Source organism: Thermosynechococcus sp. QS41, from assembly GCF_031583515.1.
Lineage (GTDB): Bacteria > Cyanobacteriota > Cyanobacteriia > Thermosynechococcales > Thermosynechococcaceae > Thermosynechococcus.
This window is the reverse complement of the sequence record NZ_CP134181.1, coordinates 1,406,636-1,428,642: the sequence shown is the minus strand read 5'-3', so window position 1 is coordinate 1,428,642 and position 22,007 is coordinate 1,406,636. Positions and strand designations below refer to the sequence as shown.

The 22,007-nt window shown below is 52.3% G+C and carries 24 protein-coding genes and 1 tRNA gene; 19 read left to right on the top strand and 6 right to left on the bottom strand.

Annotated elements, in window-relative coordinates; all coding sequences use genetic code 11:
* Positions 1–132: 132 nt before the first annotated feature.
* Entirely contained in the window at positions 133–996 is an 864-nt protein-coding gene (locus RHJ80_RS06945; RefSeq protein WP_206199536.1) for a Tab2/Atab2 family RNA-binding protein, read from the top strand.
* A 13-nt stretch (positions 997–1,009) separates the two neighbouring features.
* Here the strand turns inward: RHJ80_RS06945 and dapB are convergent, their stop codons facing one another.
* Complete coding sequence (gene dapB, locus RHJ80_RS06940) at positions 1,010–1,825, bottom strand: 4-hydroxy-tetrahydrodipicolinate reductase (protein ID WP_310800636.1); 816 nt, start codon at positions 1,823–1,825, stop codon at positions 1,010–1,012.
* A 91-nt stretch (positions 1,826–1,916) separates the two neighbouring features.
* On the opposite strand from dapB, the gene RHJ80_RS06935 reads away from it, so the two are divergent.
* Complete coding sequence (locus tag RHJ80_RS06935; protein ID WP_302676371.1) at positions 1,917–2,336, top strand: cupin domain-containing protein; 420 nt, start codon at positions 1,917–1,919, stop codon at positions 2,334–2,336.
* Positions 2,337–2,344: 8 nt separating this feature from the next.
* Here the strand turns inward: RHJ80_RS06935 and RHJ80_RS06930 are convergent, their stop codons facing one another.
* On the bottom strand, positions 2,345–2,638 hold the full coding sequence (locus RHJ80_RS06930) for a hypothetical protein (protein ID WP_206199533.1): 294 nt from the start codon (positions 2,636–2,638) through the stop codon (positions 2,345–2,347).
* 644 nt (positions 2,639–3,282) lie between these two features.
* Between RHJ80_RS06930 and RHJ80_RS06925 the strand changes: the two genes are divergently transcribed.
* The 9 genes from RHJ80_RS06925 (at position 3,283) to RHJ80_RS06885 (ending at position 11,472) form a co-directional block, all read left to right on the top strand.
* Positions 3,283–3,837, top strand: coding sequence for a protoglobin domain-containing protein (locus tag RHJ80_RS06925; protein WP_310800635.1), 555 nt, complete (start codon positions 3,283–3,285; stop codon positions 3,835–3,837).
* A 54-nt stretch (positions 3,838–3,891) separates the two neighbouring features.
* Positions 3,892–4,287: a roadblock/LC7 domain-containing protein gene (locus tag RHJ80_RS06920; RefSeq protein WP_206199531.1), complete on the top strand. Its 396-nt coding sequence runs from the start codon at positions 3,892–3,894 to the stop codon at positions 4,285–4,287.
* Between the two features lie 46 nt (positions 4,288–4,333).
* Positions 4,334–4,900 carry an ATP/GTP-binding protein gene (locus RHJ80_RS06915; RefSeq protein WP_302676372.1) on the top strand — a complete coding sequence of 189 codons (567 nt, stop codon included), beginning with the start codon at positions 4,334–4,336 and terminating at the stop codon, positions 4,898–4,900.
* Between the two features lie 37 nt (positions 4,901–4,937).
* Positions 4,938–5,792, top strand: coding sequence for a DUF4388 domain-containing protein (locus RHJ80_RS06910; protein ID WP_310800070.1), 855 nt, complete (start codon positions 4,938–4,940; stop codon positions 5,790–5,792).
* Between the two features lie 14 nt (positions 5,793–5,806).
* Entirely contained in the window at positions 5,807–6,220 is a 414-nt protein-coding gene (locus tag RHJ80_RS06905) for a hemerythrin family protein (RefSeq protein ID WP_206199528.1), read from the top strand.
* 6 nt (positions 6,221–6,226) lie between these two features.
* Positions 6,227–6,451 carry a DUF167 domain-containing protein gene (locus RHJ80_RS06900; RefSeq protein ID WP_206199527.1) on the top strand — a complete coding sequence of 75 codons (225 nt, stop codon included), beginning with the start codon at positions 6,227–6,229 and terminating at the stop codon, positions 6,449–6,451.
* 40 nt (positions 6,452–6,491) lie between these two features.
* Positions 6,492–9,083, top strand: coding sequence for a M1 family metallopeptidase (locus RHJ80_RS06895; protein WP_310800634.1), 2,592 nt, complete (start codon positions 6,492–6,494; stop codon positions 9,081–9,083).
* Positions 9,084–9,226: 143 nt separating this feature from the next.
* Entirely contained in the window at positions 9,227–10,234 is a 1,008-nt protein-coding gene (gene trpS, locus RHJ80_RS06890) for a tryptophan--tRNA ligase (protein ID WP_310742804.1), read from the top strand.
* Complete coding sequence (locus tag RHJ80_RS06885; RefSeq protein ID WP_310800633.1) at positions 10,231–11,472, top strand: zinc ribbon domain-containing protein; 1,242 nt, start codon at positions 10,231–10,233, stop codon at positions 11,470–11,472. The genes trpS and RHJ80_RS06885 overlap by 4 nt, the downstream gene beginning before the upstream one ends.
* On the opposite strand, the gene RHJ80_RS06880 is transcribed toward RHJ80_RS06885, so the two are convergent.
* Entirely contained in the window at positions 11,469–12,086 is a 618-nt protein-coding gene (locus tag RHJ80_RS06880; RefSeq protein ID WP_206199524.1) for a hypothetical protein, read from the bottom strand. The two genes, RHJ80_RS06885 and RHJ80_RS06880, sit on opposite strands and share 4 nt — an antisense overlap.
* Positions 12,087–12,493: 407 nt before the next feature.
* On the opposite strand from RHJ80_RS06880, the gene RHJ80_RS06875 reads away from it, so the two are divergent.
* The 6 genes from RHJ80_RS06875 (at position 12,494) to RHJ80_RS06850 (ending at position 17,273) form a co-directional block, all read left to right on the top strand.
* Positions 12,494–14,749, top strand: a complete 2,256-nt coding sequence (locus tag RHJ80_RS06875; protein ID WP_310800632.1) for an EAL domain-containing protein — start codon at positions 12,494–12,496, stop codon at positions 14,747–14,749.
* A gap of 157 nt (positions 14,750–14,906) precedes the next feature.
* Positions 14,907–15,146: a hypothetical protein gene (locus tag RHJ80_RS06870; RefSeq protein ID WP_310744385.1), complete on the top strand. Its 240-nt coding sequence runs from the start codon at positions 14,907–14,909 to the stop codon at positions 15,144–15,146.
* 3 nt (positions 15,147–15,149) lie between these two features.
* Positions 15,150–15,866: an ABC transporter ATP-binding protein gene (locus RHJ80_RS06865; protein WP_310744384.1), complete on the top strand. Its 717-nt coding sequence runs from the start codon at positions 15,150–15,152 to the stop codon at positions 15,864–15,866.
* A gap of 18 nt (positions 15,867–15,884) precedes the next feature.
* Positions 15,885–15,957: transfer RNA gene (locus RHJ80_RS06860), tRNA-Arg, on the top strand.
* A gap of 19 nt (positions 15,958–15,976) precedes the next feature.
* Positions 15,977–16,519 (top strand): hypothetical protein, encoded by a 543-nt coding sequence (locus tag RHJ80_RS06855; protein ID WP_310800630.1) that lies wholly within the window; start codon positions 15,977–15,979, stop codon positions 16,517–16,519.
* A 40-nt stretch (positions 16,520–16,559) separates the two neighbouring features.
* Positions 16,560–17,273, top strand: a complete 714-nt coding sequence (locus tag RHJ80_RS06850; protein ID WP_286626565.1) for a DUF4079 domain-containing protein — start codon at positions 16,560–16,562, stop codon at positions 17,271–17,273.
* On the opposite strand, the gene RHJ80_RS06845 is transcribed toward RHJ80_RS06850, so the two are convergent.
* The 3 genes from RHJ80_RS06845 to RHJ80_RS06835 are packed head-to-tail and all read right to left on the bottom strand — an operon-like array spanning position 17,270 to position 20,573.
* Positions 17,270–17,875 carry a heme-copper oxidase subunit III gene (locus RHJ80_RS06845; RefSeq protein ID WP_206199518.1) on the bottom strand — a complete coding sequence of 202 codons (606 nt, stop codon included), beginning with the start codon at positions 17,873–17,875 and terminating at the stop codon, positions 17,270–17,272. The genes RHJ80_RS06850 and RHJ80_RS06845 overlap by 4 nt on opposite strands.
* A gap of 19 nt (positions 17,876–17,894) precedes the next feature.
* A complete protein-coding gene (gene ctaD, locus RHJ80_RS06840) occupies positions 17,895–19,553 on the bottom strand; it encodes a cytochrome c oxidase subunit I (protein ID WP_206199517.1) in 1,659 nt (552 codons plus the stop codon).
* A 33-nt stretch (positions 19,554–19,586) separates the two neighbouring features.
* Positions 19,587–20,573: a cytochrome c oxidase subunit II gene (locus RHJ80_RS06835; protein WP_310438328.1), complete on the bottom strand. Its 987-nt coding sequence runs from the start codon at positions 20,571–20,573 to the stop codon at positions 19,587–19,589.
* 275 nt (positions 20,574–20,848) lie between these two features.
* Here RHJ80_RS06835 and RHJ80_RS06830 point away from each other — a divergent pair, with 275 nt between their 5' ends.
* Both RHJ80_RS06830 and RHJ80_RS06825 read left to right on the top strand, forming a co-directional pair.
* On the top strand, positions 20,849–21,763 hold the full coding sequence (locus tag RHJ80_RS06830; protein WP_310743573.1) for a phosphodiester glycosidase family protein: 915 nt from the start codon (positions 20,849–20,851) through the stop codon (positions 21,761–21,763).
* Between the two features lie 61 nt (positions 21,764–21,824).
* Positions 21,825–21,977, top strand: coding sequence for a photosystem II reaction center X protein (locus RHJ80_RS06825; RefSeq protein WP_149818106.1), 153 nt, complete (start codon positions 21,825–21,827; stop codon positions 21,975–21,977).
* The last annotated feature ends 30 nt before the right edge of the window (positions 21,978–22,007 follow it).

Sequence of the window (22,007 nt, the reverse complement as noted above, 5' to 3'; positions counted from 1 at the left end):
AACCTTTGATTGCACCAGTTCTCACAGTGGAAAATCTGTATCGGGTTATACATTTACCTTGACGGCCAAAACCGCCTATCCTAGGAAAGGCAAATAGCTTCAAGTTTGCGGGTAACGTTCCTCTAGGTGTGAATGGATACGATCTGGGAGTTGGATTTTTATTCCCGTCCCCTTGTGGATGAAAACAACAAAAAAATCTGGGAATTGCTGATTTGCGATCGCCAGCAACAATTTCAGTTCAGCAAAACTTGTGCCGGAGCTGAAGCCAATGCCCGCTGGTTAGAAGCTGCCCTCAAAGAAGCCATGGATCAATGGCGGCAGCAACTGGGACTGGCAAACAGTGCTCAACCCGATCGGGTACGTTTTTTCCGCCGAGCCATGACCAGCATTATTACGCGGGGGGGAGAAGCGGCAGGATTAGTGATGGTGCCCAGTCGGCGCACGTTTGCCCTCTATGATTGGCTGCGCGATCGCGCCACAAACCTCTATCCAACCCTACCCAACTACCAAGCCGATCTGGCAACGCCACCCCAGTTGATCCTCCCTGCGCCTCAACCTTTACCACCAGCCCTGAGGGGCGATCGCTGGCAATTCAGTGGTCTTCCTCTGGGGGAAATTAAAACGGCTGGTGAATGGGAACTGCCCTTTGGTGAGGTACCCCCACTGCCCTTTTTGACCCTCAGTGACGATACGCTACTGCCGGGGTTAATTATCTATTCGCAGCGCGCACTGCCCTTGGCGGGTTGGCTGTCGGGATTAGAGCCGGCCTATTTGAGTTTTGAGGAAGAACCTCAGCCGTTGCTAGTGTTGGAAACAGGAGCGAGCGATCGCTGGGTACTCATCAGTGGCCGCAATCCCCAGATTCAGAAAGAACTGGCCGCCTTTAGGGACGCCTGTACCCAAAGCCAAGGCTTGCATTTCATTGCCGTGAAGGAAAGACCAGAACAGGAGACCCTGCAAGGCTTTTGGTTGTTGCAGCAAACACCCGAAGTCTAAAGTTAAAGCGAAATTAGAGCAGCTTCTCCAAGCCATAGATCAAGCGCTTGAGCTGCCGTACTTTGCGGATTGCCAGCAGTACCCCCGGCATATAGCACTGGCGATCGCTGGTGTCATGGCGCAACGTATAAATTTGCCCCGGTGCGCCAAAAATCACCTCCTGATGGGCAATCAGTCCCGGCAAGCGCACACTGTGGATGCGAATCTCCCCCTCCGTACACGCCCCGCGGGCACCCCTGAGATGTTCCGACTCCTGCACTTGCGGTGGGTTAAAGGTTTTACCCAATTCTGCTAAACGCTGCGCGGTTTGAATGGCGGTACCACTAGGAGCATCAGCCTTTTGGTTGTGGTGCAGTTCAATGATCTCCACATGGTCAAAATACTGGCTCGCCCGGATGGCCGCCTCCTGCAGTAACACCATACCAATGGAGAAGTTGGGAGCAATCACCCCCCCCATATCGGCCTTGTCGGCAAACTCGGCCAGATCTTCAATTTGTTCTGGACTCAAGCCCGTTGTTCCGACCACAGGATAGATACCGTAGGCGATCGCCATGCGCACATTTTCGTAGACGGCTGTGGGATGGGTAAAATCCACCATCACCACCCCTTGTTTTTCTTGGGCAGCGGCGACACACACCTCTTGCAAGCTGCCACTAATTGGAATGCCCAGCGCCCCTAGCCCCAGGACTTCACCAATATCCTCCCCCCCCTGCTTGCGATCAACAGCAGCATAGAGGGCAGTGTCGGCAGCCTGTTGTACGGCTTTAACGACCTCGCGCCCCATTTTGCCGAGAGCACCGACAACAATGACCGGAATGGGTGTACTCATTCAAAACTCCGAACCGCGGCCATTGGCTAGGATAGCGCGATCGCTTGGCGATACAATAAGCCAATGCTGAGTATTTTGTCCTAAAGGCACGATGTTAGTTTTTTCTTTTCCTGAGTTGGTTGAGCGCTGTCAAACTTGGACACCAAAGCGGCCAGGCTACGCCGTTTGTCCTTTGGATCACCACAATCCGGAATTAGCCTCTAGCCTTTATCGCATTGAACCCGGACAAGCCAATTATCCCCACTATCACCATCGAGGCGATGACATCTTTCTGATTGTGTCGGGAGTTGGTGAACTCATTACCTGCCCGATGACGCCTCCTGCGAGTTCTGTGGCAGCAACCGCCTTGATCCGTACCCCCGTGGAAACCGGCTCCTATGTCCATGTGGATGCCCAATGTCTCCATTGGCTGCGGAATCTTTCTGCCGATCAGCCGTTGTATTACCTTAACATTGCGCCCCTATCCCACGAGGGCGATCGCGTCGATGTCACCATTGAGGGCTGGAGCTAAGAAAACAGTTATTCACCCTTAAACTTACTGGCTGCTTCCTCAAAGGCCTTGCTCAACTCATCCCACGCACTCTGGAACCCTGCTTTGAGGGACTCCCAAGCATCATCGCCCGCTTCTTTGAGGGCAGCCAATTGCTGAGTAATCTCATCGCGTTTGGCCTTGAGGGCTTCAATTTTAGCTTCAATATCTGCCTTGACATCTTCACCCGCTTGATCCGCCTTTGCCTTGAGTTGGTCAAGCTGGGCACCGAGTTGTTGCAGCTTCGTTTCCATTTCGCCTTGGTAGGTCAAGCGATCGGACATACAACTATCCTCCCTTGCTCAAGATAAATACCTACGATGACTCAAAGCATCCTAGATGGATAACAATGCAAGGGTGGCATACTCCGTGCCATGGGATCAAGGCATTGGGGATATTTTGTAAAAGTTACTTTCATTTCCACACAAAGCGAATTAAAAAACTAAAGAATAATTAAAAAATGTATCTAATCATTATTATTTTGTGTAGTGTGTCGAGAAATACAGTCAAGGAACTACAGAGAAATCTATACTTTTCATTAGAAAGTCAGGGGAATACTCTGCATTAACCGCAGCCTGTTTCTGCAACGCAGAGTGATAAGTAAGCTAACTTCACACTTTTTAAAATGAGGAGCAACTTTGTATTTCTGTGTTGAGTCCCTGTGAAATTGGCTAAATCTGAGTTGAGGTTGCATGTCGTGGAGTGAGGAAGCGCTTTTCAAGCATCTAATGCAGGGGTCTGTACCAGCAGTGCTTGGATTTTTAAGGGGGAATCTTTAATTGTTTCTAAAATTTTCAGCTTTTCCGAATATTGTTTGTTAGCTTGCAGGAGTAAGTGCCTGACTTGATTCTAATCACTGAATCACGGACGCCCAGTCAATTCACCTGATCTAGTAATTAAAGTTATTCAGTGTTTCGAGGCGAAAGAGATGACAATTGAGCCAGTCAATTTTATGGCAACGATGGTACGGCGAGTCCAGTTGACCGATGCAGACAAATCCCTGTTGGCAGAGGCAGCACCGTGGGGAAAGGAAATTGCCCCCCAAATGGCCGACATTTTTTATGACTACCTAGGGCGGGATGAAGAGATGAATGCCATTCTCAACGCCACAGAAGGACGCATTCATCGCCTCCATCAAACCTTCATCGACTGGTTCCATGAAATGTTCACAGGGATGGATGGTTGGGGCAAGGCCTACGCTGAGCGACGCTGGAAAATTGGTCTGGTTCACGTGCGCATTGGCATTGGGCCACAGCATGTGGTACCCGCGATGGCAATTGTTGTCAACGCCGTGCGACATAAGTTAAGGGAAGCCAACAAATCCGAGGCCCTCAGTGATGCCCTAGGCAAAATTTGCATGATTGATCTTGCCTTTATTGAACAGGCCTACTTCGAGGTGTCTTCCCAAGCGGTTCTTAAGGAAACCGGTTGGACCCAAGCACTGTTTCAACGACTAATTGCCACAGGGGCTGCTGCCATGTAGGTCACCTAGCAGTCATTGTTCAAAAAGTTCCCATATCTTTACGAGGATTAGATTATGCCAATTAATGCCGCAAAACTTGAAGCTACACTGCAAAACTTTGTTGCCAATGCCAGTAATGTCCAAGGAGCCGCCCTTGTGTCTCCCGATGGTCTGACGCTGGCGGCAACCTTGCCGGGGGGAATGGATGATGAACGGGTGGCAGCGATGTCAGCGGCCATGCTGTCGTTGGGGGAACGTATTGGACGAGAGCTAAGCCGGGGCAAAATCGAGCGCATCCTTGTAGAGGGTGCCAGTGGGTATGGCATTCTCACCAGTTGCACCGAAGATGCGGTTTTCCTTGTGCTGGCGGATGCCTCTGCCAAATTGGGCATTATCAACCTTGAAATTAAAAATGTTCTGGCTGAATTGCAAACCCAACTTATGGGTATGGGGCAAGCCGTGAATGTTTAGACCAGCCTGATTCCTCTGTGTTTTGCCGTAATTGAGGTGCCAACCCATGGAAATTATGCGCATTGTCATCACAGGACCAGTGGGCGCAGGCAAATCCACCTTCATCCGTACCATCAGCGAAATTGAGGTGGTGGATACCGATCGCAAGGCAACGGATGAAATTGCTGCTTTCAAGGAAAAGACAACGGTAGCGATGGATTTTGGGCGGCTGCAGTTTGGTCCTAATGTTGCCCTGCATCTGTATGGCACGCCTGGTCAAGAACGCTTTGACTTTATGTGGGATATTCTTATTCGCAAAGCCCATGCGTTTATCCTACTGGTCAGTTCTCACCGTCCCCAAGATTTTCGAGCGGCACGGCGGATTTTGGCCTTCATGCGCCATCGCACAAAGATTCCAATGCTAGTGGGTCTGAGCCATGCCGATAATCCCAATGCGTGGCCTGCTGAAGAGATCGCGATCGCCCTTGGCTACTTGAGTCCCCACCGTCGCCCACCCATGGTGCCTGTGAATGCTTTGGATCAGTCTTCCGTTGCCGCTGCCATGATGGCACTCATTCAAGCCTATGCCAGTGCCCAATCCTCGCAATTAAACCGCAGTGCTCTAGCCACGTAACTGAACGCAGAATCACTCAACTTATTAGGGGGAATCTATGAAAATCACCGGTTATCTATCAGAGTTTTCACTGGGGGAAATTTTCCGTTTTCTGGAGCAGGGGCAAAAAACGGGTTGCCTTTCCATTAAGCCCGTGGAAATGGCGGGGATGATGCCGCTGATTCCCCAAATGCAGGAGTACTATATCTTCTTTCGCTTGGGTCAAATTGTAGCCGCAACAACGACCTTGGATCACCAAGGATTGCAACGGCTCATTGAGCAGCGGGGCTGGCTGCGCCCAACTACCATTCAACGCCTCTTACCCTTTTGTTCCCTAACCGGATCCCTTGGACTGTGCTTGAAAACCCAAGGTGCCCTTGAGCCAGAACAGCTGCGGCTATTGTTCAAGCAACAGGTACTGACACCGATTCCTCACCTCTTTAGTCTCAATGAGGGCTGGTTTAAGTTCGATGCCAACCATCCACTGCCTTTTGGCGAAATGACGGGACTGAGTGCCTCACCCATGGAAATTTCCTTGGCGGGTCTACGACTGCTGCGGGATTGGACAGCCCTAATGGACAAGCTACCCTTGCCGAGTTCAACCATTGCCAGCACGATTGAAGGACAGCCCCCCTACCGCCTCAATCATCATGAGTGGCAAGTGTGGGAGTACGCTAACGGTACCAAAACCCTCCAAGAAATCAGTGAAGCGTTGAACTTACCCATACTAGACGTGCAAAAAATTTGTTTTCGCCTAATAGTGGTGGGGATTGCCGAGGAAATTGCTGGCATTGCTGCTCCCGCCGCCAGCCCTAGGGAACCAGAACTCATTGAAACAACAGAAATTAGCTCCTCCTTTCTAGAGGGAATCTTTACGTTTCTGAAAACAAAAACCCACCCGCAATCGGTCTAGGGGGATAAAAAACAATGCAACGCTTCGCGTGGACAGAGCAGCTGCAGACCGGCGTGCCCATGATTGATATACAGCACAAGGAACTCGTCTGTGCTGTCAATGATCTGGCGGATGCCATTGAACAGGGTCGGGGAAGCGCTGCGATTAAACAGCTAATTGCTTTCATGAAGTATTATGCAGAGTGGCACTTCGGGAATGAAGAAGGCTGTGCTGAAAAATACCAGTGCCCCCTAGCAGAAGTTAACCGCTGCGCCCATAAACAGTTCATCGAGATGATTGAAGAGCTGCAGCAGCAGTACCGCGACAGCCAAGCGGATGCGGCGATCGCCACCCGGATCCATGGTAAGTTAGCAGACTGGTTAGTGAATCACATTATGAAAATTGACAAGCAAATTGGGCAGCACATCTGTGCCCATGCTTCAGGCTAGGAGGGCATGAAAAAATACCATCTGGTGGTCAAACCCAATGCAAGAACGTCTTCTGTTTCCGTGAATTCTGATGGCCAGCTAGTGGTGGCGGTGCGTGCCCCAGCTACTGAGGGCAGAGCCAATGAGGAACTCATTGCTGTCTTGGCGGCCTATTTTCAGGTACCCAAGTCCCGTATTCAGCTGATTAAGGGTCATACCAGTCGCTATAAGGTGGTTGAACTCCTCGATTGATGCCCCTTAGACTAAGAGCAAGTGCGGCTCAACATGACCTATGACTCTTGATGTCACTCCAGCCAAATCCTTTGTCCTCAGCGGTGCGCGTCCCCACTACAGTCCCGATCGAGTGGGGCAGGTGGAACATATCTGCTTGGACTTGACCCTAGATTTAGAGACCCAGGCATGCTGGGGACAGTGTCATATCCATCTACGACCATTGCACTCCCAAGTGCGCCAGCTGCGCCTCAATGCCGTGGGGCAACAGATCCAGAGTGTGACTGTGCAGCACCAACCCCAAGCCTTCCACTACGATGGTGAATTTCTGGATATTTCTCTTGATGCGAGCTTGAGGATTCACCCAGATCAGGTGCTGGTGATCACTATTGACTACCGTCTGCAGAAACCCCAGCGGGGATTGTACTTTGTTGCCACTGATCCCCCCCAAGCTTGGACTCAAGGGGAAGATGAGGACTCCCGCTATTGGTTTCCCTGCTTTGATTCTCCTGGGCAGCTGGCGACGTCAGAGGTACGAGCGCGGGTGCGCCAACCCTTACAGGCCATTTCCAATGGGGAATTGCGTGCCTGCTACAGCGAGGGAGAGTGGCAAATCTTTCACTGGTATCAACCCCAGGTCCATCCCACTTATCTGATGACCCTAGCGGTGGGGGATTTTGCGGTTTTTGATGACCAGTGGCAGGGGAAGCCCGTCACCTACTACGTTGCTAAAGATCGCGCTGCTGATGCCCGCCGCACCTTGGGCAAAACGCCAAAGATGATGGACTTTTTCAGCCGCATCTACGGCTATCCCTATCCCTACCCCAAATATGCCCAAGTCTGTGTGGCCGATTTTATCTTTGGCGGCATGGAAAATACCTCGACAACCCTATTGACAGACCGCTGTTTGTTGGATGAGCGAGCCGCCGCTGAAGATTTTCGCAGTGAAAGTTTAGTGGCCCATGAGTTGGCACACCAGTGGTTTGGCGATCTGGTGGTGATCAAGCACTGGTCTCACGCTTGGATCAAGGAGGGCATGGCCTCCTATGCCGAGGTGCTCTGGTTTGAGGAGGAATATGGCGCTGATTTTGCCGCCTATTATCGCCTTGGGGAATTGCGCAACTACCTCAGTGAGGATAGCGATCGCTACCGCCGCCCCATTGTCACCCATGTCTATCGCGAAGCCATTGAACTCTACGATCGCCACCTCTACGAAAAAGGCGCCTGTGTCTATCACATGATCCGCCAGGAACTCGGAGAAGAGTTATTCTGGAAAGCCATTCAAACCTTTGTCCGCACCTACGCCCACCAAGCTGTGGAAACGGTGGATCTGCTGCGGGCGATTGAAATGGCCACTGGGCGCAACCTACTTCCCCTCTTTGACCAATACGTTTTTCGTGGGGGACATCCCGACTTCCATGTGAGCTATCGCTGGGAGGTAGCCGATCAATTAGCCGTTCTTACCGTCAAGCAGCAGCAGGTGACCGATGGGGTCACGCCCCTAGAGCGCAACCTCTTTGATCTGCGCATCCCTGTTGGCATCGGTACGGTGGATGATCAGGGGCAGGTGACGGTCAAAATCATTCCCCTGCGCATTCATGAGCCAGAGCACACCTTCTATCTACCCCTACCGCAGCAGCCCACCTTTGTGAGTTTTGATGCCGGCAACCATACCCTCAAAACCGTTACCCTAGAGTACCCCCTCCCTGAACTCAAAGCCCAACTGCAGTACGACCCCGATGTTTTGGGGCGGGTTCAAGCTGCCATTGCCCTAGGCAAAAAAGGAAACCTAGAAGTTGTGCAAACCTTGGCGGCGGCGCTGCAACGGGAACCCTTTTGGGGAGTGCGGCGTGAAATTGCCAAAGTGCTGGGCACGATTCAACTGGATCAAAGCTTAGAGGCGCTCAAGCTGGCACTAGCCGATGATCACCCCCATGTTCGTGCCGCCGCAGTGGAGGCCATTGCTGGGTTTAAGTCCGCCAAAGCCTACGAACTTCTCAAGCCCATTGCCAAGCACGGCGACCCCAGCTATAGCGTTGAAGCTGCCGCCCTGAAGGGAATTGGTGTGATTGCCGCTGCCAAACCGCAACCGAAACCCAAGCTCGAAAAAGTGCTGAAACGACTGCGGAAGGCTTTGGAAAAACGACAAGGCTGGAATGAGGTGGTACGCTGTGGGGCGATCGCTGGCTTGGGGCAACTCAAGGAGTCTCCAGAGGCGGTGAATTTGGTTCTTGACTACACCGCTATTGATGTCCCGCAACCCCTACGCTTGGCCGCCATTCGTACCCTTGGCACCATTGGCGATCGCCACCATCCCCAACTGCAACAAATTCTGGAACGGCTAGAGCAACTCAGCCACGAGACCTTTTTCTTTACCCAGATGGCCGTTGTCCAAGCCCTGAGTCAAGTTGACCATCCCCAAGTTTTAGGCCTGCTGCAGCAGCTGGGCGATCGCACCACCGACGGCCGTATCAAACGATCAGTTGATGAAGGAATCGCCAAAGTTCAGAAAGCCCTTGGCAGCGATGACCGCCTCAAGACCCTTGAGACCACCCTCAACGAGTTACAAAAGGAAAATCAAACTCTAAAAAGCCGCCTTGAAGAGTTAGAAGCACGCACTAAAGCGACCCAGCAGGACTCAGCGCCAAGTTAGCAATATCATCACCCAGATCCCTGCGGGCATTGGGCAAGCCCAGATGACCCTGCCATGGGATAGGGGCTTTCATCGTTTAAGCCGTGTTCCATCCATAGGAAAAGGGCTGTAGCATAGTAGGAACACAATTAGAGGAGGTTGGGGTGACCAAAAAACGGGTGCTTTCGGGAGTCCAGCCCACAGGTAGCTTGCACTTGGGGAATTATCTCGGAGCCATTCGCAACTGGGTGGCGGGGCAAGCGGACTATGAGAACTACTTTTGTGTGGTGGATTTACATGCCATTACCGTCCCCCACAATCCCGCAGAACTGGCGGCTAATACCTATACTGTTGCTGCTCTGTACTTGGCCTGTGGCATTGACCCAGCCCACGCCACCATCTTTGTCCAATCCCACGTCAGCGCCCATGCCGAACTCACTTGGTTACTGAACTGCATTACCCCCCTCAACTGGCTGGAGGACATGATTCAATTCAAGGAAAAAGCCGTCAAGCAGGGGGAAAACGTGGCGGCAGGACTACTGGACTATCCTGTGCTCATGGCCGCGGATATTTTGCTCTACGATGCCGATCTAGTTCCTGTGGGGGAAGATCAAAAGCAACACTTGGAACTGACCCGCGATATTGCCGCTCGTGTGAACTACCTCTTTGCCCGCAATCAGCCGCCAATTCTCAAGCTACCGGAACCCTTGATTGCCAAGGCGGGAGCACGGGTGATGAGTCTCACCGACGGCACCAAGAAAATGTCGAAGTCGGATCCCTCGGAACTGAGTCGCATTAACCTTTTGGACTCGCCGGATGAGGTTCGCAAGAAGATCAAGCGCTGCAAAACTGACCCGATTCGTGGCTTGACCTTTGACGATCCCGATCGCCCCGAAGCCAATAACCTGCTGAGTCTCTATCAAGTACTCACGGGAAAAACCAAAGAGGCAGTGGCAGCAGAATGTGCCGATATGGGCTGGGGACAGTTTAAGCCCCTCCTCACCGATGCGGTGATTGCTACCCTAGAACCGATTCAGCAGCGATACCAAGAGATTATGGCAGACCCCCGCTATCTCAAGGATTTGCTCAAAAAAGGCCAAGAACAGGCCGCCCGCGTGGCCAATGCAACCCTAGAGCGGGTAAAACTTGCCTTTGGGTTTACGCTGCCATGAATATCACAAGCGGGTTGAGGCGACTCTGGCGGGGATTTTGGCGGCGATCGCGCCTTGTCAATGACGAACCCCTGAATTGGGTCAGTCTCATTGTCATTATCTTGGTGGATATTTTTATCCTCATTAATGTCTTTAGTGGCCTTAGCGAAATTAGCAATTGGCCTTTGAGTCCCAGTCAAGCCCAGCCCTGTTATGCCCCTTGGCAAGCCTATCGCCAAGACACCGCTAGGGAGCGCGACATTCGTTTTCTAGAGCAGCAGATTAGCCTTGCCCCCCCGCCCCAGACCGCTGTGGAGCGCCTACAACAAAGCAGCAAGGGCAAACTGGGAACCATCTCCGCCATTTGCTTCACCTATGCAGAGTATCAAGATGCCGTCAACCGCCCTACCCATCGGGAGCGACTCCAGCAACGACAGCAGAAACAGGCACAAATTCAAACCCTCGAGGCCACCAATGCCCGCATTCGTGAAGAGTATGACTCGACACTATTAGAGCAGCTTGCGGGGCAACCCCCGGATCAATCGATCAACTTGGTGGAAGCTGCCAAGGCCAAAGCCACCCTTGAGGCCAACAACCGCCAAATTGCCGCTCTCAAAAATGAGATGGCGGCCCTTGAACAGGCGATTCTCCAAGAAGCCGATAGCCAAGCCTTCTTGAAATTTTTAGCCGAGGACGCCACCTTTGCCCAGCTTGAGAACCAATATCAGCGCTCTCAGTTTTGGTATCCCAGTCTCCAATTTGTTTTACAAGCCCTCTTTCTATTACCGCTGATTGCGATCGCCCTGCTGGTGCATCGTTTTGCCGATCGCCACCGCCATGGCCTGCTTGCCCTCATGAGTTGGCACCTACTGGTGATCCTCTTGATTCCTTTGGTGCTGAAGATTTTTGAACTATTGCAGGTGGGAGCCCTCTTTGAGTGGCTGGCTAATGTCATTCTTGCTCTCTTTGGCGGTCTGCTTTTTTTGGTCAGCTACCTCTATATCCTGCTGATTCCAGCGGTGGGGTTTGGCATGATTAAAGTGGCGCAAGCTCTTTTCCTCAATCCACAGCGACAGGCGGCAGGGCGAGTCCAAAAACTCCGCTGTGTCCGTTGCGGCAAACGACTGCGGGATCTCGATCAACACTGTCCCCACTGTGGTTATTTGCAGTGGATGCCCTGTCCCAATTGTCAGCAGCCCACCTATCGCCACTTACCCTATTGTCGGCATTGCGGTGCATCGACCCGTTCTTCTCTCTAATTCTTGCTGGGGCGGTTGATCCAGTCGGCACACTCGCGCTGTAGCCCCTGCAATGTCATATTGGGTACCCGCTCAGCAGCAAAGGCCTCGGCCTCAATTGGAATGTCTTCGGGGTTATAGCCACTCTTGCGGTAGAGATCCGCGACGATACCGGGGCTGACGCGAATGCCCACGGGCACCAAGGAATCCAAATCTCGTTTGGCGGCAAAGCAGGCTTGAACGACGTGCCAGCCCTCGTGGCGCAGCGTTTCGATAAAAATTGGCCAATGGGCAAGGGCGCGGGGACGCAAGATCAAGCGATCGCGACTAAAACTATAGGAGCCGTAATTATCATCTTGGCGCTGCCGGATGTAGAGGGTCGTGCCCGTACGCAAAATGGTGCGAATCAACTGATAGGCTTCCACCTCAGCACTGTTTTGCAGCCGAAAACGGGCAGGATCGCGGCGCGGATAATAAACCAGATCAAAGAGAAGCTGAATATCCTCATCGGAACCGTCAATGGGGATCAAATCCCGCTGGGCGAGACCCGGGGATGGGGAAACTACAAGGGCGATCGCCAGCGTCAATGTCGATAAAGAAACCCGCAGCCAGCTTTGAAGTTGTTTTTGCAGCACAATGATCAACCCCCTGCCTTTGGGGAATGCTGCTCCTAACCTAGCAATTTTGATAGCAGTCTAAACGTGTTCTCTATCACGATCTCACAGCGATCCCCACCCCTTTTCACAGTGACGGGATCACGGTCAGAAAAGCCTCAAAACCGCTCTTTGAGGGGATGAAGCGCCATCGCTGCTCCAATAGTTTAGAAAAGGGCTGTATGATGGACTTAGGAAGAAGCAACAAATAATATTCCTTGATAAGTTTTTGTATAGTTTGTGATTTTAATGTGTTGAATGATGACTTAGCAATGATTGAGAAACTCCTTGTTTTGTCCGCTGTTGATGACTGCCCTTTAGAACCACTAGCGACCGTTGAAGTCGTCGCAGAAGACTCTGCGCAAAAATATCCTCAAAAAAAATGCTTATTGCCATCCATCAACATATTACTGATCGAAAACATCCCCCAATCGGGTGAAATTTTATATCCCCATCTCGCCGAGATTGATTACATTTGCTATCAAGTTCACACCTGTCCGTATTCTCATTTAACCCCCGGGGTGGTTGCTCAGGCCAAGCCCAATCTCCTTGTCCTCATTGCTCAAGGGGATCACGTTCTTAAAGCAGTGCAAACACTCCAGCAACGCTATCCACACTTACCCTTAGTTGTGATTGATCCCAGCGATCGTCCGGATCTGGCCACGCAGATCCTCCACAGTGGTGCTCAGGATTACTTGAGCTTTCAGGAACTTAGTCCCAACTTGCTGGCGCGCAGTTTCCGCCATGCCATCGATCGCCATCAGGTGGAACAACAACTTCTGCGCCAAGCCCAGTACGATCGCCTGCTGGTACAAATTACCCAGCACATTCACCAATCCCTTGATCTGGCCACGATTCTCGAAGCTGCCGTCAAGGATGTGCGAGAACTCTTGGGCTGCGATCGCGTGCTCGTTTATCGTTTCCTCGAGGATTGGCGGGGCATTATGGATGTTGAAGCCGTCGTTCCCCCTTGGTTGTCGGCTCTTGGGGACGTGGTGGGGGATTCCTGCTTTACAGAGCGATACATTGAAGCCTACAAGCGCGGTCGCATCCATGTGGTAAATGATTTAGACACAGCGCCTGTTACCTCCTGCTATCGCGATTTGCTGGCGCACTATCAGGTTAAGGCTAATCTAGTGGTACCGATTATTGTCGAAGGGCGGCTGTGGGGGTTGCTCATCTGTCATCAATGCGCCCATCCCCGCAACTGGCAAGACAGTGAAATTGAACTGATTAAGCAAATTTCGACCCAGTTGGCGATCGCCATCCTGCAAGCAGAACTCTATCAAAAGGCGCAAGCGGAAATTCAAGAGCGCAAAGCAATCGAAGCCCAACTCCTCTACCAAGCCCGCCATGACCGCCTCACCCATTTACCCAACCGCTGGTTCTTTGAGGAGCAGTTGCGCCTTACCCTCAGCTATGCAGCCGACCACCCCCACTACCACTATGCTGTTTTCTGTTTGGATATTGATCGCTTCAAGACCCTGAATGACAGTCTGGGACATGGCACAGGGGATTTATTCCTCCAAGCCTTTGCTCAGCGGCTGACGCGTTGTGTGAGTCCTCAGGACGTAGTGGCACGCCTAGGGGGAGATGAATTTGCGGTCTTGCTCAATGATATTGAGGGGATAGAACATGCCCAAGCCATTGCCCACCAACTGCAGGATCGCCTCAACCATCCCTTTGAAATCGATCACTACACCCTGTACAGCACGGTGAGTATCGGTCTTGTGATGGGTAACCCCCATTACACCAGTAGTGAGGAACTGCTGCGGGATGCTGACATGGCCATGTACCACGCTAAAACCAAGGGACACAATCGCATTGATGTCTTTGATCCTGTGATGCTGCAACAGGTGCGCGATCGCCTGTACTTAGAAGTGGAACTGCGGCAAGCGATTGAACGGGGGGACTTTGTCCTCCACTATCAGCCCATCGTCAAGCTCCGGAGCCAATCTCTCAAAGGTTTTGAGGCACTCCTGCGCTGGCAAAAGGGGGATACGCTGATTTCCCCCAAAGTTTTTATTCCCGTCGCTGAAGAAACGGGGCTGATTTTTGAACTCTCCCGCTGGGTCTTGCACAATGCCTGTGAACAGTTGCAGCAGTGGCAACAGCGTTATCCCAAGCTTCAGTCCGTGGGCTTTACGATGAGTATCAATCTGTCCGCCAACCAATTTTCGTTGCCCACCCTTGTAGCTGAGATTCAACAAACCCTTGAGCATTACCATTTAGCAGGGCACTTTCTAAAGATAGAAATTACTGAAAGTACCTTGATGCAGCACTTGGATTCTGCCCGCGAAATTCTTGCCGAGCTGAAGGCGATGGGGGTGCGCATTAACATTGATGACTTTGGCACTGGGTATTCCTCCCTGAGCTATTTACGCAATCTGCCTCTCGATGGCATTAAAATTGACCGCTCCTTCATTTCCCAAATGGATCGCAGCCAAGAAGATCTAGAGGTCGTTCACACGATTTTGGTGCTGGCGCGCAACCTCCACCTCGATTGCATTGCCGAGGGCATTGAAAACACAACTCAACTGCAACTGTTGCGATCGCTGCGCTGTCCCTCTGGCCAAGGCTATCTTTTTGCCCCACCGCTGACTACGGACAAGGCTGAGGTGTATCTACAGGAACACATCCTTTAACAACACCAGCACCTTCAAGTCAAGTTCAATCGAAAAATGAATAACAAATTGACTTGCCATCATTGCCCAAGGGAAAGAAAACAAAAGTCCGCGCCACCACTGGCAATGGGTGTGCCGATAGGATTTAGGATAGTGGCAGTGCTCTTGGATTTCTCAGATGGCCAGCTTATTTGACCAAAACTTTCGCTATACCGATCGCGCCCGCGCCATCTTCAAAGAACTGCAACGCAACCTCCATCCTATCTATATGGAGCTACTGGAAGAAGGGTTCTCTCCTCGGGAAATTAGCGCCCTCGTCACCAGTGCTGCTGCCCAAACCGAAAATGCCGCTATTGCTGAATGGGAAGAGGCGCGGGGTAGCTCCCCCAATACGGAGGAATCACAGACCACGGCCTAGGGGATGACTTCTCAAGCGCGCATCTTGGAAATTGAGTCCCTGAGTGTCCACTACGGTGGCATTTGCGCTCTGCGCGAGGTGAGTCTGGCCATTGCAGCCGGCGAGTGCATTACCCTTGTGGGTGCCAATGGTGCTGGCAAAACCACCCTGCTGCGTGCCATCTCTAAACTCGTTCCCAGTGAAGGTACCATTCGCTTTGCCGGTCAATCGATTGCAGGGCGATCGCCCCATGAATTAGTGAGGCTGGGCATTGCCCATTGTCCAGAGGGGCGTCAGGTTCTCGCCCGCCAAACCGTACGCGACAATCTTCTTCTCGGTGCCTACTGTCGTCGAGATGAGGCGCAGATTGCACAAGACCTCGAAGAACAACTCAAGCGCTTTCCTAGACTACGGGAGCGGCAATACCAACTGGCGGGAACCCTTAGTGGCGGTGAGCAACAAATGCTGGCGATCGCTCGTGCCCTGATGAGTCGTCCTCGCTTACTGCTCCTTGATGAACCCAGTTTAGGCTTAGCGCCCAATTTAGTACGGGAAATTTTTGCCATCTTGGCACAACTGCGGCAACAGGGGATGACAATGCTACTGGTCGAGCAAAATGCGCACCTAGCCTTACAATTGGGCGATCGCGGTTATGTGCTTGAAGCGGGTCAAGTGACCCTCAGCGGTCGTGCAGCAGATCTCCTGAATGATCCACGGGTTCAGCAAGCCTACCTTGGTTAATGCTATGATGAGAAGGCTGGACGTGTGGCTCAGTGGATAGAGCATCAGATTCCGGTTCTGAGGGTCGGGGGTTCGAATCCCTCCACGTCCGTTAATCAAGCATCAGCATCATGACTGAACCCGTTACCCGTTCCGAATTGAGCCAAGTTTTAGATGCTATCCAAGGGATGCAGGCCGATATGCAGTCAATGCAGGCTGCCATCCAAGCCATGGATAAAAAGCTGGATATTCACATCGCCACGAGTAACGAGAAATTCCAAAGGCTTGAGGACAAAATTGATACTGTCGAGGCCAAACTTGAACAGCGTATCAATGCTGTGGAGGCTAAGCTAGAGCAGCGCATCAACGCCGTCGAAGCCAAACTAGAGCAGCGCATCAATGCTGTCGAAGCCAAACTGGAGCAGCGTATCAATGCTGTCGAAGCTAAGCTGGAGCAACAGATGAAGGCTGTGGAGGCCAAACTGGAGCAGCGTATCAATTCCATAGAAGTACAGTTAGGGCAGCGGATTGATACGGTAGAGTCCACCTTGCAGGATATTTCTAAGCGACAAGCGGGCACAGATGCCCGGCTTTGGGGATTCCTAGTGACCTTGTTGGTGGCCACAGTTGGCTTACTGACAAAAGTGCTGTTCTTTGATTTGCCCCGCCCCTAGATTCGTTACCCTAAAACTGGCCTTATCGTTCTTAGCCAGTATGTTTCTCAACCTCAAAGACATCATTTTGCTGTTGCATCCCATCTTGGCCTGCACATTTGTCTTTCCGGTCATTGGCATCACCACATTCTTTGCTCTGCAAACGCGGCAGCGTCGTCTCAAAGACACCACCATCCCACCCACAGTGGGCACCCTGCATGTCAAATTGGGCAATCTTTTAGCAGCCGGCGTGGTTGGCATCACATTGGTGGCCTTGGCCTATTCAGTGGTGTTTGGATTTCAGGGCTTCTTGATGCAGGCGGAGAATCAGACACTGCAACCGCTCTCTGTTGTCCTCGTGGCACTGATGTTTGTTGTCACCATTGCAGCAACGGCGCTGCTGTATCGTGCTCAATCGAAGCTATGGCGTGCTGTTTTTGCCACCCTCTCAGGGATGGGGGTGACCATTCTAGCTTTTCAACCGGGGGTCTTTCGCCGTGATGACGAGTGGTGGGTTTCCCACTTTTACTTTGGCTTGGCGGCGGTGATGCTGATGATTTTTTCTGTGGCCATTGTGGGGGAGATTTACCAAGATCGATCGCTCAGGTGGCGGCGGATTCACATTGGCTTGAATTCCCTTGCCCTTGTTCTTTTTCTCTTGCAGGGAATTACGGGTACCCGTGACCTCTTGGAAATTCCCTTGAGTTGGCAAGCACCTGTGGTCTATCAGTGCAACTTTGATCCGCGATCGCCCCAATTCAAGACCTGCCCCTAAAAGCGAGTCAGGATATACAGCAGGGTGAAGAGGATAATCCAGATCACATCCACAAAGTGCCAGTAGATCTCTGCCATGGTGACCCCCGTGTGCTTGTGGGCACTGTAATGGCCGGGACGGCGCGATCGCCAGATCACCCCCAAAATCAGCAAAATCCCCACAAAGACATGGAGGCCATGGAAGCCCGTCATCACATAAAAGCAGTTGGCAAAGACATTGGTGCGCAGGCCGTAGCCGAGGGTGAGGTACTCATAAACTTGACCGCCCAAGAACACTGCCCCCATGGCCGCCGTGATCCAGTACCATTGGCGCATGCCGCGAACGTCATCCTTTTTGATGGCAACATCGCCGTAGTGGATGACAAAGCTACTGGAAATAAGGATGATGGTGTTGATGGTGGGCACAAGCAGTTCCACCTCAGTGCCTTCGGGCGGCCATTGCTCATTCATGCCCCGCAGAAGTAAATAGGCCGCAAAGAGGCCACCAAACATTAGGGATTCAGAAATTAAAAAGACCAGCAACCCTAAAACCCGAAAATCAGGGTGCTCATGGGCATGATCAACGGCTATGGCCGTCGCTTGAGAGTCAACAGTACCTTGCATGGCTTGCTCCTAAAGCGTCCTACTCTTCCTCGTCCTCATCCTCATCGGTGCTTTCCTTGCGCTGCTCAATGCCGTAGTCGTAGGGACCTTTGGTGACCACAGGCAGCACTTCCCAGTTTTCAATCAGCGGCGGTGAACTGGTCGTCCACTCTAAGCTGAGACCGCCCCAAGGGTTATCGCCGGCAATTTTGCCCTTATTCCAGCTCCAAATGATGTTAATCAGGAAAGGAATAATTGAGAAAGCTAGGACAAAGGCACCAATCGTACAGATGAGATTAATTGGCTCAAACTGGGGATCGTACATGGCCACGCGGCGGGGCATCCCTTTAAGACCCAACTCATGCATCGGCAAAAAGGTCAAGTTCGTGCCAATAAAGGTCAGCACAAAGTGGAGAATCCCTAAGCGCTCATCGAGGAGCCGTCCTGTCATTTTGGGGAACCAGTGGTAAATCCCCGCATAGAGACCAAACACGGAGCCCCCAAAGAGGACATAGTGGAAATGTGCCACCACATAGTAGGTGTCGTGGACGTGAATATCCACGGGGGCAGTCCCCAAGGTCACACCACTGAGGCCACCAAGGACAAACATCGACAGTAGGCCAATGGCAAAGAGCATGGCACTGTTGAGGCGAATCTTGCCCCCCCAGAGGGTGGCGACCCAACTAAAGATTTTTACTCCTGTCGGCACCGCCACAATCAGTGTCGAAATCGTGAAGAACATCCGCATCCAAGGGGGCGTACCGCTGGTGAACATATGGTGTACCCAGACAAAGAGACCCACGCAGCAGATGGCCAAACTGGAGTAGGCGATCGCCTGATAGCCAAAGATGGGCTTACGGGCATGAACCGGAATCACCTCAGACATAATGCCAAAGATCGGCAAAATCATCAGGTACACCGCCGGGTGAGAGTAAAACCAGAAAAGGTGCTGGTAAATGACAACGTTCCCACCGGCATCGGGTTTGTAAAACGAGGTGCCAAAGTTAATATCAAACAGCAGCAAAATCAGCCCTACCGCCAGCACGGGCGTTGACACTAGAGCCAGCAGAGAGGTGGCTAGCATGGCCCAGCAAAAGAGGGGCAATTGATCCCAGCGCATACTAGGCACTTTCATCTTCCAGATGGTGACGATGAAATTCACCGATCCCATGATCGAGGAGGTACCCACAAGGACGATCGCCAGAATCCACATACTCTGGGCAGTAGTGGCCGTGATCGTACTCAAGGGCGGATAGGAGGTCCAACCCGCTTGGGCACCGCCAAACAGGAAACTGGCCAAGAGTAATGCCCCCGCCGGCGGGTTCAGCCAAAAGGCTAAGGCATTCAAGCGGGGAAAGGCCATGTCCCGCGCCCCAATCATCAGGGGCACCAAGTAATTGCCAAAGCCACCAATGGCCGCTGGCACCACCCAAAAGAAAATCATAATGGTGCCGTGGTTGGTCATGAAAGCATTGTAGAGATTGGGATTGAGAAAATCTGAATCTGCCGTTGCCAGCTCCGTGCGCATGGCCACCGCCATCAGTCCGCCAATCAAGTAAAAGATAAAGGCGGTGACCAAATATTGAATGCCAATTACCTTGTGATCAACATTAAAGGTGAAATAGTCGTACCACTTCCACGCCTTGGGATGCTCAGGGAGCGACAAGGGGGTATCTAGCGGCAGTTGTGCTTGCGCCATAACTCTCTCAAGAATGCAACAGTAGGAAGAAAACTAAAGCTTTGACGGAGAATGGTGGTGGGTCATTGCTTCTACTTGCGCCACTAATTGGGGGGTGACGCCCATCTCCTCGACATGGCGATCGCTCAGGGAGGGGATCACGGGAGTCGTTGCGATCGCTTGGTTTTGACTACGCCACGCTTCAAAATCCTCTGGAGTATGCACGATCACCTGCGTGCGCATGGCACCGTGGTAGCCACCACAGAGTTCAGCACAGACGACGGGGTATGTCCCGACCTTGGTAGCCTTAAAGCGCAGTTCAGTGGGCACACCCGGAATCGCATCCTGCTTCAAGCGAAACTGCGGCACCCAAAAGGAATGGATCACATCCCGTGCGGAGAGGTTCAATTGGACATCCTTGCCCACTGGGATATGCAATTCGCCGGAGACAATGCCACTGTCGGGGTAGGTGAAAATCCATGCATACTGCATACCCGCCACATCCACCACTACGTCTGGGGCTTTGCCTTGAACATCGGGGCTGGCACCAATGCCAATTTCAGGGGTTGGCGCTGCTGCTAAAAGGGCAGTTGCATCGCTGGTGGTTTTTGAGGGGGCTTCGGCAACAACCGCCACTGCTGGTTTAGGGGTGTGCATGGAGTGCAGAGCATGATCCCCCGGATTCAGTCCCCCCATGCGCTGGAAAATATCCACGCTGTAGATACCAAGGAAAATCACAATCAGGGCAGGAATGGCCGTCCAGAAGGCCTCTAGGGGTAAGTTGCCCTCTATGGGTAGGCCATCCCCTTCCTCACCGGCACGGCGGCGATAGCGAATCACAAAGAGGATGATCGCACCCTGTACCACCAAAAAGAGAGCGGTACCAATTGTGAGCATAATGTCAAAGAAGTTATCCACCAAGGGAGCCTGCTCAGAGGCCTGTTCCGGCAGGAGGCCATGGTGATGACCAACCCAGAAGCTAATCAGGGTAACAACAATGCCAGCGGTGAGTGTCCAAATTGAAGCGGGTATTTGTTCCATGGTGCCAAAGCGTCCAGAAAATCCCACCCTGATCCTAGGCAGATTCCCCAAGGATGTGGGTTAAAAGAACCTAAAGATTTATGTTGATTTATTCACTATCCTTAAAGCAGCTTGGGGACAGAATCATCTGTTTTTGCGTCCTAGGTTAGAGATAGCCCACCGAAACTGAAGGCTGTGCTGGAGGAAAATAGATGCTGAGTGTGTTGCCTTGGGTTGGCCTCTCATTAGCCACTCTTCAGTACTCGACCCATAGAGTGGATCAAACGCAGGTATATATGGTGGCTGCGCCGATGGCGGATTATCGGGTGGTCATGACAGAACCTGCCCCCAATGGCCAAGATACCTATTTAGAAACGACAGCGGCTTTTGCGCGGCGGACGGGAGCTGTGGCAGCGATGAATACGAATTTCTTCCGCTGGTTAAATGCGAATTCCCTGCGTTCCTTTCAGGACTATCAGAAATGGGTTATGGGGGAATTAAAGCCTGAGGGTATTGACTATGGGGCACTACGGCAGACCTGCTTAAGCGGTCGAGGCACGATTCCAGCGGGGGTTCTCGGAGCCTACATCGTGAATGGTCAGGTGGTGCGTCCCTATGAGGGGGGCTATTTAGCGATTGTGCATTTCCCGGCTCAAGGGGGGATGGAGTTTTACCGAGGCAGCTTACCTGCGCAGCCGTTTCATGTGGTGAGTGGCTCGCAGCAGCTTTTAGAGGGCGGCAGGAAGCTACCTGTGGATGACAGCGATCGCACTTCTCCTAAGGCGATTCTCGGCAGACGGGGCAATGAATATATTTTCGTCGTCAGCGATGGGCGGGGCAATGGTGGTTCGCCGGGGGTCTCCTTTGGGCAGCTTCAGGCGTTTTTACTGGAGCAGGGCGTCACTGATGCAACGGCGGTGGATGGTGGCGAATCGACGACGTTGGTGGTGCAGGGACAAGTAAAAAATCATCCCCGCGATCGCTATTGCGAACTGGCGCGTTGGCTACCCGCTCCCACCCTCACGTTTATTCCTCCTAGAGAAGAGGCTCGCGAAGCGGCGATGGCCATGGGGCGATCGCTCAGACCGGTCGGGGCAAATATCGGCTTAGTCCCACGAGAGCAACCCCGAGGCGTCCTTTCCTTTGCGTTTTGGGAACGCCTTCAGCAGCGGCTACTGACGCGACTCCGAGCTTGGCGACACTGGGTCTAATAGCAGCGAAGCCAGATTTTGTTAAAATCCTAGTGTTCACTTTGACCTGCAAGCAACAGCCATGATTCATTCTGCGTACCCTCTACTGTTGACCATTACCCCTTCTCTTAAAGGTTTCTTTATTGGGCTATTGTCCGGCGCGGTGGTGCTGGGTTTAACCTTCGCTGCTTTGATCACCATTAGTCAAATTGATAAAGTGCAGCGTTCTTCATAGGCAGCCAAGCAGCTGGTGGGCTTTGCAATC